Genomic DNA, 16,798 nt, shown 5'->3' with positions numbered 1-16,798 from the left:
CAATGATGGCCTACGATGCCGCGCAGCTTCAGCGCCACCATCGTGTCAGTGCCGATGCGGTGGTGGTTGGCAGCGGCGCCGGCGGCGCCGTCGCAGCGGCGGAGCTCGCTGCCGCCGGCTGGCGCGTCGTGCTCCTCGAGGAAGGCAGCTACTTCACCGGCGTTCGTCTCACGGGCGACGTGCGGTTTGCCTTCTCGCACCTCTATCGCAATGGTGGACTTACGGGCACACTCGGAGTCCCACCCATCATCGTTCCACTCGGCCGCTGCGTCGGTGGCACAACCACGATCAACAGTGGCACGTGCTACCGCACGCCCGACTTTGTGCTGCAAATGTGGGAGCACGAATACGGACTCGAAGGCGCTACCGAACTCGGCGAGCACTACGCCGCGATCGAGCGTGACTTGCGCATCAAACCAGTACCCGACGAGCTTTACGGCCCGGCCAACGGCCGCATTCAGGAAGCCGTTGAGCGGGTGCTGCGCTGGAAGGGCTCGCGCATCCCGCGCAACGAGCATGGTTGCCTCGCCACTGGGCGGTGCGCATTCGGGTGCCCGAGCGACGGCAAGTTGGCCATGAGCGTGAGCAAAGTTCCGGAAGCCCTCGCAAGCGGGGCCACGTTGTGGGTGCACGCGCGGGTGCGCCGGATCTTGTTCGACCGGCGCCGCACCCTAGGGGTGGTTGCCGACGCTGTCACCCCGCACGGGCGGAGCACAGGCGTCCAGCTCGACGTGTTTGCACCTCTCGTCGTCGTGGCCGCTGGCGCGCTCCATACGCCAGCACTCCTGCAAGCCTCGGGAGTGCAAAACGCGTGGCTTGGCCGCAACTTGCACCTTCACCCCGCTACCCGCGTGGTCGCGCTGTTTCCCGAACCAATTCGCGGCTGGCGCGAGGTGCCGCAGGCCTACAACATCGACGAGTTCATCGACCAAGGCGTGTTCATCCAAGGGCAGTTCGTTCCCCCCGAGGTGCAAGCGGCCGCGATTCCCGGCTTCGGGCATACCTATGCCGAGCGGATGCGCGCCTTCGAACTGATGGCAAGTTTTGGGGCGCTGATTAGCGACGAATCGAGCGGGCGCGTGTGGAGCATCGGGAGTACGCCGCACCCCGTTGCTTGGTACCGTCTCGGCACCCGCGACGTGCGCAAGCTCCTCTTTGCCATCGCCCGCACTGCCGAGGCCTTTTTCGCTGCCGGAGCCGTGGAGGTTTACTCAGGTGTGAGCGCTTTACCCGTGCTGCGGCGGGCAAGCGATGTGGCCGCGCTGGAAAGAGCGCGCGTGCGACGGAGTCAGCTCGAAGTCATGGCTTTTCACCCCATGGGCACGGCGCGCGCCGGCAGAGCGCAGCTCTCGGTGTGCGATCCTTGGGGCCGCGTGCACGGGTACCACGGCCTGGCTGTGGCCGATGCGAGCTTGTTCCCCACGTCGAACCGCATCAATCCCCAACTGACGATCATGGCCCTCGTGCGCCGCAATGCCCGCGCATGGGTCGCCCGCGGGGGGTGAGGCTCGACCTGAGGAACCTAGGCTTTCCTGAAAAACTCCACAGTGGTACCGAGGGCGGCCAGAGGATGACGACATGACGCGCCCAACCAGCGTGCGGGTGGAAGTGAACGGTCCGGTCTGGACGGTGGTTTTGTCACGGCCGGAGCGGCGCAACGCTGTCGACCGTGCCACCGCAGCCGCACTGGCCGACGCCTTCCGCAGTTTCGATGCCGACCCGAAGGCGAGCGTTGCGGTGCTGTGGGGCGAGGGCGGAACTTTTTGTGCAGGCGCAGACTTGAAGGCTGTGGCCGAAGGTCAAGGCAACGTCGTGCAGGAGGATGGCGATGGTCCCATGGGCCCGACGCGCATGCTGCTCGGCAAGCCGGTGATTGCCGCCGTTGCGGGCTACGCCGTGGCTGGCGGGCTCGAGCTCGCACTGTGGTGCGACCTGCGGGTGGCGGAAGAGTCGGCCGTGTTTGGTGTGTTCTGCCGGCGCTGGGGAGTGCCCCTCATCGATGGGGGTACGGTGCGTCTCCCCCGGCTCATTGGCCTCAGTCGCGCACTGGATCTCATTTTGACCGGGCGGCCGGTGTCGGCGCGCGAAGCTTTGGAAATGGGGCTGGTCAACCGCGTCGTTCCCGTCGGCCAAGGTCGTGAGGCAGCGGAGACGCTTGCCCAGGAACTGGCCAAGTTCCCGCAAACTTGCTTGCGGCGCGACCGCTTATCGGCGTACGAGCAGGAGGGCTTGAGCTTCGAAGCAGCGTTACGCAACGAATTTCGACGCGGCTGGGTCACGCTCGCGAGCGGCGAGGCCGTCGCTGGTGCACAGCGCTTCACCGCCGGCGAAGGGCGGCATGGTCGCTTCGATTGAATGCGGAGGAATCTGCCAGCACACATGTTCGACGAGAAAGGAGCAAACCTATGAAAATTTACGACTCGCAGTTAGCACCGAATCCACGGCGGGTGCGGATTTTCCTGGCGGAAAAGGGCATCGAAGTGCCGTATGAGCAGGTCGACATCGTCGGCGGGGCCAATCGCTCGCCGGAGTTCCGCAAGAAGAACCCACTCGGCACCGTGCCCGTGTTGGAGCTCGACGACGGCACCTGCATCGCCGAAAGCGTGGCCATTTGCCGCTACTTCGAGGAGCTCTATCCCGAGCCCCCCTTGATGGGGCGCGACGCACGCGACCGAGCGATTGTGGAAATGTGGCAGCGGCGCATGGAGCTGCACATTTTCATTCCGATCACCATGGTGTTCCGCAACTGCCACCCGTTTTTCGCCGGCCGCATCCGTCAAGTGCCAGAGTGGGGTGAAGTCAATCGGGAGTGGGCCGTGGAAGGTCTGCAATGGCTCGATCGGGAGCTTGCCAATCGCCGCTTCATTGCCGGCGACACGTTCACGATTGCCGACATCACCGCGCTGTGCGGCATCGACTTCGGCCGGGTATCGGACATCCGCATCCAGCCCGAGCAAAAGAACCTCAAGCGCTGGTACGACGAAGTCTCCGCACGCCCAAGCGCAAAAGCATGAGAAGAGCGGAGGCGAACACATGAAGTTCGGGGTGGCATTTACCAACGCTGGACCACTGGCTTATCCAGAGCCCTTTGCCACGTTGGTGCAAACAGCCGAAGAATGCGGCTTTGATTCCATTTGGACGGTGGAACATGTGGTCGTGCCGGTCGGATATCAGTCGCGCTACCCTTACAGTGCCGACGGCAAAATGCCCGGCCCCGATGATGCGCCGCTGTCTGACCCGCTCCTACCCTTGGCTTTTGCCGCCGCCATCACGCGCAAGGTGAGGCTCGGCAGCGGCATTTTGATTTTGCCCCAGCGCCACCCTGCCTACGTGGCAAAGGAAGTGGCGACACTCGACGTGTTGTCGGGGGGACGCGCGATCCTGGGCATCGGCTCGGGCTGGCTTGCTGAAGAATTTGCCACGCTCGGCGTTCCGTTCGAGGAGCGGGGTGCCCGCACGGACGAAGCCATTCGCGCCGTGCGCACTTTGTGGAAACCCGGTCCGCAAAGCTTCGACGGCAAATTCTTCCGTTGGGGCCCGGTGGAGTCGAATCCCAAACCCATTCAGCAACCCGGAGTGCCGATTGTCATCGGTGGCCACTCGGCTCCCGCAGCCAAGCGCGCGGCGCGTTTGGGCGATGGTTTCTTTCCCGCCTTCGGCGACCCACCGAAACTCAAGAGCCTGCTGGACATCATGCGTGCCGAATGCAGCCGCATCGGGCGCAACCCCGACGAAATCGAAATCACCACTGGATCTTTTGTGGTCGACCAGGAGCTGGTTGCCCGTTACGCAGAACTCGGAGTCAGCCGTGTCGTGATTGCTCCCCCAGGCTTCGACCCAGACAGCATTCGAGACGGTCTCCGCCGCTTTGCTGACACGGTGATGCGCGGCAGCGCAAACTAACTGCCGCAAGCGGCATTGTATTACGGCGCGCATGGCAGCGAGGTTGCGTGTGCGTCGCTTGCACCCGCGTGGGTGGCATCGGCTTGCGGACAAGGTGGGAAGGAGCCTGGATCGTTCGCAGTGCTTACTCACCTCGCATGCTCGCGCACCGACTGAGTCTCGCGCCTCCGTGCGAAACAATGGCTCGTCTTTCACAACCGCGCGTTGTTCGAGCCCGGTGCGCCACTCGAGCCACACCGAGAAGCAGCAAGCAACGGTCAAGCAAAACCAACGTTGTCCCCACCGGACATTCTTGTGAAGACTAACCCTGGGTTCGAGCCGCTGGTGCAAAGGGTAGTGATTGACGAGCAAATCGCGAAAGCGAGGTCGGGAAACATCGACTCCAGTGACTCGGCTGCTGCCGCGGTTGACCGATGCTTCCGCCGGCATGACGCCCCGGCCCCCGGCGGGCACGGCCGCTGGTGGGTGCGCTCCCACAACGCGGCTTCTCTTCATGCAGTCCGGCCGACGCGATACAACCAGCAACCGAAGCCTTTGCGTGCAAGAACCACCGCGCGAGCCACGGTTCGGCGCCCATTCGGCAGCAAATGCGTGTCGTCAACTTTTTCGGTTGCAACATCTGCTTCCTCCTGGCACCATCGGCAGCCGGGCGGAAGCGATGTCTTTTAAACGGGCCGTTTTTTCTTTCTGATCGCCTTTTTCCCACTAATCCTAACCGAGGGGCAGTGTTGGGCAGGAGCACTCGCGTTCATCACCAACTTTGGCGACGGAACCGTGACTGTCATCGATACCGCGTTGGACGCCGTGGTTACGACTCTCAGTGTCGGGGCTGGGCCGATAGGTGTAGCCGTGAAGCGCGCGGGCGATGAAGTGTATGTCGTCAACACCGTGAGTCGGTCGATATCCGTGATCGATCCGCTCACACTGACCGTCACCACTCCACTCTCGGGCACCGACGTGGGCAACGGCGCCGTTGCAGTGGCCGTGGCTCCGGACGATTCACAGTTCTACGTCACCAATCGCGTTGCCGACACCGTGTTCGCGTATTCGACTACGATCCATTCGTTTATCGGTGCGGCGAGCTACCCTCGCATCGCAACCGCTCGGCATTGTCGTGGACCACGAGGGGTTGCTGTATGTGGCTGTCCTCGGCGGGCCGGGAGGCTCGGGGGCAAACGGACCGGGTTACGCGGAAATCGACCCTCAGGACTTCGGCTGGAACCTGATTACTCGCGGTGTCGCGCCGACTGGCATCACAGTCACAGGCGGTGCGAGCGGCGGGCACCGGCAAGTGTATTTCACTGGCGAGGCGGCCAATACCGTGGTCACGTACGACCCTACGCGGTACCCCTACCCTTACCAGAAATCGATTGCGGTCGGAACGCAGCCCTACGGAATTGCCGTGAGCCCCGATTCCACGCGCCTTTTTGTAACCAACAGCGGGATCCGGCACGGTCTCGATCGTTGACGTGAGTGCCGATGCGGTCATCGCTACCGTGCCGGTGGGAAGCCAGCCTCGAGGCGTGGCGGCGCATCCTGATGGGCGCAGGGTTTGTGTCGCCAACGCCGGAGATGGCACCGTGTCAGTGTTCGATGCGCCCACCGCTACCGTGGAAAAAACGATTGCCGTCGGGAGCGCGCCCTGCGCGTTCGGCCAGTTCATCAAACCGTTTTGCACCCAAGATGCCGACTGCGACGACGGGCTTTCCTGCACCACCGATTCTTACAATCTAGCTCAAGGACTGTGCACCCATAGCGCGAACTGCGCAACGCCTACCGCCACCCCGACCTCGACACCGACACCCGCAAGCTCAGATAGCCACGGCGACGGCATCGCTGACGGCGCAGACAACTGCCCCACCGTCTTCAACCCGGATCAAGCAGACCTCCATGGCGATGGGCTCGGAGACACTTGCGACCCGCAAGATGCCGCCTTGAACCTCGAACACATCACCTTGCGCCCTAACTCCAGTATGACCTCCGACAATGGCTCTGTACGGGCGCGAGGGACGTATCTTGCGCAGCACAACGATGGCCTGGAAGCCAATGCCGGCTTGCGGGTAACCGTGAGCGCAGTTGGCAACGTGGTGGACACCCTCGAGTGGGCAGCCAGCGAATGCAGCCCTACCTCCCGCGGCGGCCTTCGTTGTGTGAGCGCTACCAGACGGTATCGCATCGCGCTGCGCCCCGTGTCCCGTCAACCCGGCACGGTTCGCTTCCGCTTGCAAGCCACGCGGCGCGCCTTCACTGGCCTGTTGGCTGGTCCGGCCACCCTCACCCTTGAGCACCTGCAGTCGGCCATCGATCGTGTCGGCTCCGCCTCATCGTGCACTTCCTTCCGCCAAACCCTCCACTGTTCGCTGTGAACGGGTAAGCTGCTCTGGGCCGAACAAGCGGCTGCGCTTTGTTGCGGACGCTACTGCTCCATCTGGGTCCTGCCATGCAGAGCTGACTAACGGGGTGAATGCGGAATTCCGTGTTTTGCAACCGCTTCCTTCCTGCACGGCGGCCAAGACAACGGGGAGCTGGGGTTGGTGGTCCGCACTTCGCTGGCGTTCTTGCCACCGTGAACGAGCGCCTACCTCCCAAACTACTCTTCGCCGTGCCCGGGCTTGTTTTACACTGCGCTTAGCCTTCGAGGATGGGCGCCTGTCGAAAAGGCGCAAAAAGCGCAGGTTGTTGCGGCTTAGGTGCAAAGCAGGCCCCCTGCAGTGAGTGGCACGCGCGTGTGTCAACTCGTAACGCAGGCTGGGCCTGGCGAGCACGCTCAGCGCTGCCGACATGTTCGCAAACCGACAAGTCTGCCCTGGAAGCCCTCCGATCGCGGCAAAAAAGCATTGATTGGGGAGGCACCAACGTACACGATAATGGCCATGCATTGGCTAATCGAGCTCGCAACGCGCGTTGTTCCACCACTTAGGACGTTCATCCGGCTTGTCTGCCTAGCGGTGTGGTGCTCAGCCCTTTGGTGCGGGGGTGCGCAAGCGCAGGGCTATTCACTCCGCTTTTACGGGCATGGTACCGGTGACATTGATCGCGTGAAAATCAAGATCGATGCTCCCGCGGTGCCGGCCGACGTCGGTCGCTCTTTCACCATCGAATTTTGGATGAAAGCGCAGTTGAGCGAGAACACGAGCCCTGACTGTGTACCCGGCGGCGTCAACTGGATTGTCGGCAACGTCATCGTGGACCGAGACGTCTTCGGCGACGGGGACCGTGGGGATTTCGGGGTGTCCCTCGCCAATGGAAAGATTGCCTTCGGTGTGGCCAAGCGCAGCGAGGCGCAAACCATCTGTGGGACGACCGCTGTGGCCGATGGGGAGTGGCACCACGTTGCGGTGACGCGCAATGCCAGCACCGGAGTGATGGCAATCTTCGTGGATGGGGTTCTTGACGCATCCGGCGTGGGCCCGCGGGGAAACGTCTCTTATCGCAACCGACGTCCGACCTCGTATCCCAACTCGGACCCTTATTTGGTCTTGGGAGCGGAAAAGCACGATGCCGGCCCGAGTTATCCCTCATATTCCGGATTCCTCGACGAAGTCCGCATCTCCAAGATCGTTCGCTACACGACGAACTTTGCTCGTCCAACCGCTCCGTTTCTGAGCGACCGGCGCACGGCTGCGCTGTACCATTTCGACGAAGGACCCGCCGGTCCTTGCACCGGTGCAATCGCCGACTCCGCGCCACGCGGGCGCAGTGTGGGCATGTGCTCGTTTGGCGGGAGCGCTCCGGCTGGGCCGGAGTTCGCCACCGACGTTCCGCCGATCTACCCGACGCCTCCTGGCCCGGGCAGCACTAATGAATGGACACAGCACGCAGCCAACGCGCAACGCACAAGCTTCCAGCCCGACGCCGTGCCCACCCCGTGGCGTTGGAAGTGGGCGTGGAATGGACCCAACAGCTCCGGCCAAGTGCGCAGCGGTAAGTTCGGTCTGCCCCGCAATAGCCAGCCGGTTACTGGTGGCGGACGCGTGTACATTGCTGCTGGTACCCGTGGCGTGTTCGCCCTCAACGAAGCGTCTGGTACAGAGATCTGGAATTTCGATCCTCCGGCCGCCATCAACTCCACTCCGGCCTATGACCCCGACTCCGGAGCTCTGTTCGCACTCTCCGCCAACGGAGTCCTTTACAAGCTCGACGCGGCCACCGGTAGCGTCCTGGGCAGCTATTCCACCGGATCAGCGAGTTCCCTGCCCTTGCCTCCGGCAATTGCCGGAGCTCGAGTTTTCGTGTCGATGGGCAACCGCGTTTTTGCCATCGACAAGCATTCCCTGAGCGTGGCTTGGAATTACGATGCCGGTTCGCCGGTCGACACGCCGCCCGCGTACTCTCCCAGTCGCGACCTCGTCGTCGTGGCCTCGCGCGATCTTTATGTGCATGGCATCCGCAATAGCGACGGGACGCAAGCCTGGCGCACCAAGGCGACGCCGCGGCTACCTGGCGATCCCGGCGCCAACAGCAATTACGCAGAGGTCTCCTATGGCTGGCCGGTCATTGCCGAGCAGCACGGGATCGTATTCATCAAGCTCCGCCTCGATTGGAACACGATGTGGACCTGGTCGCCCTGGCCGAGCACCAACGCGGCGATGCGTGCGAACCTCTCCGCTCAACCGAATCAACAAGCTTTGCTTGCGCTCGACCTAGATGACGGGAGTACCGCCTTTGTGCCCAACGTGGGCCACGGAGGCTTTGGGGATGGTGACTACATGCCCATGGGGCCGATGCCGGTCATCGCCACAGCGGGTGGGCAAGAACTTGCGTACGTAGTTATGCGTGGAAGCCCTTGTTTTGTGTCGCCATGCGATGGTCGGGCAGACTCGCGCTTTGGCGAGCTCGTGCTCGACGACACGAGCATACCCGGATTTGTTGCGGGCGACGTGCGCTTCATGGAAAACACCTTCTTCCCCACTGACGAGCAAGCCTACCTCGCTGCCGCTGGCAACCAGGTCTTCGGTGCGCACTGGATGGTCGGCATCGCCCACGAGATCCTCGACCGCGGCGCCAGCCGCGGGCAAAGCGCCACACAGCCGATCACGGTGGCGAATCTACCCCACATCGTCACCTCAGCGAGCAACTGCGGCTTTAGCGCGAGCCATTACTGTGCGTCTGGTCTGGTGCAGGACGGCGACCCCCGCAGTTTCCCACCCGGTTTCTACATCTACTACGACGAGGGACCGGTGTACGACCAATATTGGAGCGAATATGCCGCCTGGGTCATCAGCAACAACACCGTGTACTTCTTGAGCACCGACGGTGCCTTGGTTGCGCTCGAGCACGGAAGCCCCACCGCTCGCTTGCAGCCTGGGTTAAGCGAAGAAGAGTCTCGACCACCGCGAGTGGCTTTGGTGAGCCACGGCGTCTTTCCCCACACAGCGGCTCGTGAGCTTGCCGGGCGTGTGGCAACCATCGAGGGCGTGGTGCAGGAAGTGTTTAACAATGGCAAAGCAGTGTACTTAGGCTTCCAAAGACCCCACCGTGGCGCGTTCCTCGTACGCATTCGCAAGCCAGATTGGGGCGCCTTCGGCGGAAGCCCCGAGAAACTCTACCACAAAGGCGACCGCATCCGCGTCACTGGCCAAATCGAGTGGTATCAAGGGGACCCGGTCATCTATGCCCGCTCGCCCGCGCAGATCGAGCTTGTTACCCCCTTGATCCTTACTCAGGTCGAATCGGCCATGCCGCGCTGACTTGCGGCATGCGGCACTGGCCGCGCACTTGGCGGAACGTGCATCACCGCAAGCACTGCAGTCGATGCGGGGCGTAGGGTTCATGCAACGAGGAGTGCCCGAACCCGCGCGAGCCAGGGTGGTTCCGGGTGGCAACTCACAGTCGAGCAACCTGACAACGTCTCCTCTAAACGCTCCCGCACCGGACGTTAGCCTGCCCCCGCTGCTCGTCGCTCTACCGCTTTCCCAACGCAGTCTCACACCACAAACTCCCTGTCGACGACGCGGGCAACTGCCCGCGCTCACAACTCTGGCTGCCTTCGGGTGTTTGACCGACGCCTGGCGTGTGCCGTGTTCCTCCACCGGTCCCCGACGCCAACAGCGCACAGCATTTGCGCGTTACAAAATTTGACACGACTGTTGCTTTTGGGTCGCAGCAGCAACCTGGCTGATCGCACCGTACTTGCCGAATTCACGACAACGAACTCCCGGTAGCGTGGTGCGAACTTTGCTGCCCAGGCAGCTCGGAGTTGTATTCTTGTGTGCATCCTCGGAACTGCTCCCACTGCTTGCCGCGCCTTAAGAGCGCTCCGCTCGCTCATCGTCATCGCAACGCTCGGGGCGAGCATCACCCCTAGGGGCACGCGGGCAACCACGTTTGTGCTCGGGGAGCCGGAAGAGCTGTTTGCAGCCGCCGATGCCGTGGTGGTGGGGAGGGTCGAAGGAATCGAGTCGGTGACGAACGAGATCGGCACCTTTACCAACGTGACCATTGCTGTCGAGGGTGCGATCGGAGCTTACCTGGGCAAGCGGATCGTGCTCGCCGAAGCCGGGGGTGAAACGTCCGTACAGCAGCGCTGGGTCTTTGGGGCACCTACCTATTACACCGGGGAGCGAGTGTTAGTGTTCGTTGGCCGCACCCGCTCTGGTTATTTCCGCACGTTGTACCTCGGGATGGGGAAGTTCCGCATCGTGCGCAGCCGGACCGGACAGGAGTACGCCGTGCAAAACCTCGCGGACGGCGTCGCTTGGAATCTGCAGAAACGCCGCATCGAACGCTCGTCGAGCCGCGGCTATCGGCTCGACTTGCTTCTCGAGCGCTTGCGCACAGCAGAGCGCAAGCAGCCGCGGCGCCTCACGGCGCTCGTTGGCCGCGCCATGCAAGGGACTGTGCGCCGGCCTCGTTTTACGTTCTCCGGACCCGCTGCCGCTCGTTGGTTCGAAGCCGACGCAGGCACACCCGTTACTTTTCGCATCGATGCGACAGGCGACCTCGCCGTCGGGCCGCACAACTCTATTCAGGCAGCAAAAGACGCCCTGGAAGCGTGGAGCGAGCCCGCTTGCAGCGCGCTGCGCTTTGCAGTCGAGGAGCAGGTGGAACCAGCACCCTTTGCGAGGTGCGATGGCAAGAGTCAAATTCTATTCAATGATCCGTTCGACGACATTACCGACCCGGTGGATTGCATCGGGGTGCTCGGTGTGGGCGGGATTTGTGGAGTTCCCGGGGAACCACGTTCCTTCGCTGGAAGCCCATTCTTCCCAATCTCCGAGGGTGATGTGGTGATCGCCAACGGATTTGCGGCATGCCCCTTCTGGAACATTCCTGGCCTTGCCGAGGTGCTGACGCACGAGATCGGCCATGCAATCGGGCTCGCCCACTCTTCCGACGATCCGGGTGAGCGCGACCGACTCCTGGCCGATGCCACGATGTACTTCCGCGCTCACTTCGACTACCGCGGCGCGGCCCTGCGCGAAGACGATCGAGCCGCCGTGTGTAGCCTCTACCCAGAAGCCACCGGCGCCAGCTTGACCTTTGAACGAGCTGCCTTGGTGCTTGACAAGAGCGACGAACCCGCGCGGCACCGCCTGCTCCTTCAAGGCACCTTTCGTACCCACGATCCAGCCTGGCAAATTCTCCACGACGCCTTTTTCTTTTCTGTGCGGAACGGGGCTCAACTGCTGCTATCGGCCGGCATCAACCCCGACGAATGGCTGCGCAACACAAGAAACAACCGCTTCCGCTGGCGCTCGCGCACGGCACAAGGAGTGGTGGCTATCGACCTGGTGCAACGAGACGAGCATACGTTCGAATTTTCGGTCCTGGCACGAACCGATGCCATTCAACCCAGTGCGAGTGGTTCCTTAACCGTGTCCGTCACTCTCGGTGAGGCCAGTGTGACCACCGCATTGCAGCTCCGCCCCGGCGCGCGGTCTCTTCGCTACCCATAGCCGCGTGCTACGCGGGCAGAAAAACTCGTGCGGCCAGATCGAACCTCGAGCTACCGCTGCCCGCTTGCAATGGCCCGCGCGTTCGTGGTGTAGGAGGCGGCCATGATGGAAGTCTTCTCCCCAACACAGGGATCCGAACCGACTGCGCAACGCTATGAGGTTCTCGGGCAAACGGTTGTCATGCCGTGCCGTGTTCGTGCGGCCAAGGCGGCCAACGTGGTGTATTCGGTTCCAGCAGAGGCGGCACGCTCGTTCATCGGACCCGCCTTGGAGCCCTTGGAGCACGAGCGCGGGCAATCGCAACTCGTGCTCGGCTTCGTCGACTACACGGACAACGACTTGGGCCCGTACCGCGAGGTGATGGTTGTGTTTTTCGTTCGTCCGCGCGTACACTCGGCGGTGCAGCCAGGGACGTTCATTTACCGCCTGCCCGTCGATGGCGAGTTTACCTGCGCAGCGGGCCGGCAAATCTGGGGGTTCCCGAAAACCGTCGAACGGATCGACCTCGACTACACTGCAGACCAGGTTTGTTGCCGCTTGTTCCTCGATGGCGAGTTTGCCGTCGGACTGACATTGCCGCGCACCGGAGGGATGGAAATGCCCGAGGACGAAAGCGTGATGAACACCTTCACGTACCACCCGGACCTGTGCGTGGTGGAGTTCTCGTCAGGAATGCGCGGTGCGCGGATGTTCCCTGCTGGGGCAGGAGTGGAGTTGGAACTCGGAAGCCACCAGTTGGCCACCGAGCTGCGTACGCTGGGGCTGCCGAGCACGCCGCTGTTCGCAACCTGGGCGGAACACTTTTTCGGCGCGTTCGGCCCGCCCAAACGGTTGCCGCAGCTTTGAGCGTTTGCTCGTTTTCGGCTCGGGCCGATCAATCCACGCCAGCCGGCCGGCCCCAGTCCCGCAATCGCAGTTCGTCTTCCAGCGACCAAATCCGCTCGTGTAACCCCTCGACGAGTTCGGGGTCGTAAAACAGGTAACGGCGCTCGCGTGCGGACAAAGCGCGGGGCCCACCAGCCACAAGCTGCTCCAGCCACTGTTGCCGTCGGGCACGCACCTCGGGAGCGAGGCGCCGCGGCACACCCAGCAACGCACGATGCCAGGCATTCATCCACGGGTCCACCACAGCGCGCACAAAGCCATCGTGTTCTCCCTTCGGTAGCGCTGCGGCCTCGCGCTGCAGCCGTTGCCAGTATTGCTCCAAAATCACCAGCTCCACAGGTGGAGACACTTCTTCCGGAATCAGGAACAGCCCTAAGCGCCGCGTGCGCTCACCCCAACTTACGCGGCTCACCCACACGGACAGCGGCACCGATAAAATCAGCGCCACGATGATCGGAGTCAACCACCAAAAGTACCCTGGATTCAACCAATACAGCCCCAAACCCCATCCGCTCGCCCACAGGCTATCCCAAGCATGGTGCCGAAGTGCGTCGCCCCAGGTGGTTTCCGCATCCTCCCGCCCTTGCGACTTCCACTGCACGGTGCGGCCGAGGAGATTTTGCACCACAAAGCGGCTGTGAAAGACCATGCGGATCGGGGCAAACAAGCTCGACAACAAAATCTCTAGCAACACGCTCACGAGCAACCGCAGCGTGCCACCGAACTCCTTCGCTCGTTGCCACACGACCGTCACTAAGAACACGCTAAGAAGTTTGGGGAGGAACAAGATCGCGAGCGTCACTGCCATCAGGGCGATCGCCCACTCTGGCCGCCAAATCGGCCACTCGGGGAAGAGCGCGGGCCCGTGGGGGAAGTACTCCGGCTCCCAGAGCACGTGCGACACCGCCTCGATCGTACTCAGGCTCAAGAAGGCGAACCACAGCAAGGCCGACACATAGGACAGCACGCCATTGAGGAACAGCACCCGATGGGCGCCGAACAGCCCCTCGGTAAATAACAAGCGCAAGTGCTGCAGATTCCCTTGGCACCAGCGCCGGTCGCGATTCATTTCTTCGAGCAGGGTCGAAGGCACTTCCTCGTAAGTTCCTTCGAGATCGTAAGCGAGCCAAATTTGCCAGCCAGCGCGGCCCAGCAACGCGGCCTCGACAAAGTCGTGGCTCATAATCTCGCCGCCCAAAGGCGGCTTCCCCGGCAGTCGGGGGAGGCCACAGTGGCGGGTAAATGGCTCCACGCGGATGATGGTGTTGTGCCCCCAGTACTGGCCGTCTCCCAACTGCCAAAAGTGTAGCCCGGCGGCAAACATGGGTCCGTAAAGCCGGCTGCTGAACTGCTGCACTCTGGCAAGCAGAGAGCGCCGATTCACGGCTCGGGGCGCGGTTTGAATCATGCCGGCGTTGGGGTTTGCGTCCATTAGCTTCACAAGGCGCACAATGGTGTCGCCGCTCATGATGCTGTCGGCGTCGAGCATCACCATGTACTCGTAATGCGCCCCCCAGCGGCGGCAAAAATCCGCGACATTACCGCTCTTCCGTTTCAGGCGTACGCGGCGGCGCCTGTAAAAAATGCGGCCAAAGCCATCCACTTCTTGGCACCAGCGAAGCCAGGCCTCCTCCTCCCTCACCCAAGTGCCTGGATCCGCGCTATCGCTCAGCACGAAGAAATCAAAGTGTTCCAGAGCGCCGGTGCGTGCCAGCGAATCGTAAATGGCACGCAGGCCGGCAAACACACGCTCCACGGGTTCCTCGCAAATCGGCATGACGATGGCCGTGCGCCCGCGCGGTCGAAATGAGCGCGAGTCCACGGGTGGCAGGCGGGTGATGGCGTAACGGTCGCCCAAGAGCAGCGTGAAGAAGCCGAACACCGCCGTCCAAAATCCGATGGAAATCCAGCCAAAGAGGGCGCCGAAAAACAGCACAATGAAAAACTCGAGCCACGTGCGCCCTTGATAGGGGAGCACCGTTTGCATGAAGCCGCTGGCGACGATCGTCGGCAACAAGACGAGTGTTGCCAAGAAGACCCGGCGGATCCGCGCTGCGCGAATCCACGGCAGGGCAGAGCGGCGCCGGCGCAATTCGCGCCCGCGCAGCACGTTCTCATCGCGCACCCCACGCAACCGCTTCCACAGTCGCCGCCACACGCGACGCTCCACCACCTCAGGCCGCATGTGACGACGCCGCAGCACCTGATGCGAGGTGGGGAAACCGTTGCGCAGCGGCACTTCCTTGAGGCCCGCGGCTTGCAACCACCGACAGAGGCACCAACGGAGCTGTTCCGGCAAGGCGGGAAGACAATCAGCCGCAACCCGATTCCTTTCTGCAGCCAGTTCGCGTAGCGCACGCAGGGTTTCCGCAATCGCATGGCTTCCTTCCGGCCAATGCGGACGCTCAATGGCCCGTTGCACGGCGCGCTCGGCCAGCAGCTCCACTTCTTCACGGGGAACACCGAGAGCCTGCGCGTACCGTACAGCGCGTGCACGCGCAGCCGCCCAATCCTGGTACAGTCGTTCGGGCGGAACCGCCAGCACTTGCGGCACAAGCCCGCGTCCTATCTTCGCTGGCTCGCTCATGGCACCAAGAGATACGACCAAGTTTCGGTCAACACCCGCTCTCCCAACACCAGATACGCGCGCAATTCGATTGGTTCGCTACGCCGCGGGCGGATTTGGAAGGCCAGACGCCAGCCTCCGGTAACCTCGTTCTTTACCACCTGCTGGTCAAGCAGCTCGGCGGACTCGGCACCGGAGGCAATTGTCACTGCCCCATGTAAGACCGTCTGTGCCGGGATCGACTCGAGTTCACCACCCGCGAAGTCCACAACCAGACGATACACATCCTCGCGATTGCCGCGGTCTCGACGCGTAGCCACCACTCTACCGCCAGGTGGGCGGTTGGGATCCTCCCCGTACCAATACAAGCGATAGCGCGCCTTGAAGGGCGTATCGGGCTTGACCTTGGCTTCTGGGACCCAAAAGGCGACGATGTTGTCGTTGGTGTCCGACTTGGTGGGAATCTCCACCAGCATGACCCGTCCGGCGCCCCAGTCATCCAGCGGCTCCACCCACGCGCTCGGGCGCAAATCGCGCCGCGTCTCGAGGTCCTGATAATGGTCGAAGTTGCGATCTCGCTGCAACAACCCGAACCCTCGTGGGCTCTGCATGCGGAAGCTGCTGATCAGCAAGGAGCGTGGATTCATCAGCGGCCGCCAAAGCCATTCCCCATTACGGAAGTGCAGCAGCAAGCCGTCGGAATCGTGCACCTCGGGGCGAAAGTCCTCAACCGGGCGCGGACTGTTCTCGCCGTGGAAGAACATACTGGTCAGGGGCGCGATCCCTAACTGCTGGACTTCACGGCGAAAGTACAAACGCGCTTCCACATCGACGCGGGTTTGCTCGCCCGGGCGTACAACAAAGCGGTAAGCCCCGGTGGCGCTTGGGCTATCGAGGATGGCGTACACGATGAGCTCAGTCGACCACGGCTGAGGACGCACTAGCCAGAACTCGCGAAACGACGGAAATTCCTCACCACTCGGCAACCCCGTATCGATGGCCAGGCCACGCGCCGAGAGACCGAACACTTGCTCGCGGCCTACGGCGCGGAAGTAGCTTGCCCCGAGAAATACAATGACCTCATCGTAGTAGTCCTTCCGTTTAATGGGCGCGTGGACGCGAAAACCAGCAAACCCGAGGTTGTGGGGCACGCGGCTGGCGAAATCGTTCCGCCCATAGTCAAAGTCGCTCGGGGAGAAGGCAACGGTGTGCACACCCGCTTCATCAACCACGTGAATGGCCACCGTTTGCCGATAGTAATAGCCGGGGTGAAAAAATTGGATCTGAAAGGGCAATCCCGCATCGTGCCAGAGCGCTCGATCGCGGCGGAAGCGGATGTCACGCCACTGGTCGTAACTGATGCGCGTGAGCCATTCCGGAACCGTTTCTTGCGGTTGGTAGGCCTGCCCGGCCAGCTTCTGCGCGCGTTCTGCCACCGATTCAAAATGAAAGTGCGCCCGCGCAGTGCCTGCCAAGGCCACCGCCAGCAGCAAGAGGCTGCTGCAGGCCGGCACAACAACGCACCCCGCTCGCGCCCAGCATCGCT

General features: G+C 62.6%; 11 protein-coding genes. 9 read left to right on the top strand and 2 right to left on the bottom strand.

Going from position 1 to position 16,798, the window contains the following annotated elements; translation table 11 throughout:
• Positions 1–2: 2 nt before the first annotated feature.
• From N3C12_08310 to N3C12_08270, 9 genes are all read left to right on the top strand, one after another.
• The gene (locus N3C12_08310; GenBank protein MCX8072439.1) at positions 3–1,505 is read left to right on the top strand and encodes a GMC family oxidoreductase; all 1,503 of its coding nucleotides are present in this window, start codon (positions 3–5) and stop codon (positions 1,503–1,505) included.
• 73 nt (positions 1,506–1,578) lie between these two features.
• Positions 1,579–2,355: a crotonase/enoyl-CoA hydratase family protein gene (locus N3C12_08305; GenBank protein MCX8072438.1), complete on the top strand. Its 777-nt coding sequence runs from the start codon at positions 1,579–1,581 to the stop codon at positions 2,353–2,355.
• A gap of 50 nt (positions 2,356–2,405) precedes the next feature.
• The gene (locus N3C12_08300) at positions 2,406–3,014 is read left to right on the top strand and encodes a glutathione S-transferase family protein (GenBank protein ID MCX8072437.1); all 609 of its coding nucleotides are present in this window, start codon (positions 2,406–2,408) and stop codon (positions 3,012–3,014) included.
• A 19-nt stretch (positions 3,015–3,033) separates the two neighbouring features.
• Positions 3,034–3,903, top strand: a complete 870-nt coding sequence (locus tag N3C12_08295; GenBank protein ID MCX8072436.1) for an LLM class F420-dependent oxidoreductase — start codon at positions 3,034–3,036, stop codon at positions 3,901–3,903.
• A 1,072-nt stretch (positions 3,904–4,975) separates the two neighbouring features.
• Positions 4,976–5,371, top strand: coding sequence for a hypothetical protein (locus tag N3C12_08290; protein MCX8072435.1), 396 nt, complete (start codon positions 4,976–4,978; stop codon positions 5,369–5,371).
• A gap of 1 nt (position 5,372) precedes the next feature.
• Positions 5,373–6,269, top strand: coding sequence for a hypothetical protein (locus tag N3C12_08285; protein ID MCX8072434.1), 897 nt, complete (start codon positions 5,373–5,375; stop codon positions 6,267–6,269).
• 507 nt (positions 6,270–6,776) lie between these two features.
• Entirely contained in the window at positions 6,777–9,593 is a 2,817-nt protein-coding gene (locus tag N3C12_08280) for a PQQ-binding-like beta-propeller repeat protein (GenBank protein MCX8072433.1), read from the top strand.
• A 519-nt stretch (positions 9,594–10,112) separates the two neighbouring features.
• The gene (locus N3C12_08275) at positions 10,113–11,801 is read left to right on the top strand and encodes a M10 family metallopeptidase domain-containing protein (protein MCX8072432.1); all 1,689 of its coding nucleotides are present in this window, start codon (positions 10,113–10,115) and stop codon (positions 11,799–11,801) included.
• A 102-nt stretch (positions 11,802–11,903) separates the two neighbouring features.
• Complete coding sequence (locus tag N3C12_08270) at positions 11,904–12,647, top strand: acetoacetate decarboxylase family protein (protein MCX8072431.1); 744 nt, start codon at positions 11,904–11,906, stop codon at positions 12,645–12,647.
• A 28-nt stretch (positions 12,648–12,675) separates the two neighbouring features.
• Here N3C12_08270 and mdoH read toward each other — a convergent pair whose 3' ends face one another.
• A complete protein-coding gene (mdoH, locus tag N3C12_08265) occupies positions 12,676–15,273 on the bottom strand; it encodes a glucans biosynthesis glucosyltransferase MdoH (GenBank protein ID MCX8072430.1) in 2,598 nt (865 codons plus the stop codon).
• Entirely contained in the window at positions 15,270–16,766 is a 1,497-nt protein-coding gene (locus N3C12_08260; protein MCX8072429.1) for a glucan biosynthesis protein, read from the bottom strand. Before N3C12_08260 ends, mdoH begins: the two co-directional genes overlap by 4 nt.
• Positions 16,767–16,798: the final 32 nt, after the last annotated feature.

This window comes from Candidatus Binatia bacterium (assembly GCA_026415395.1).
In the GTDB taxonomy this organism is placed as follows: Bacteria; Desulfobacterota; Binatia; order HRBIN30; family HRBIN30; genus HRBIN30.
This window is presented reverse-complemented; position numbering and strand designations above follow the sequence as displayed.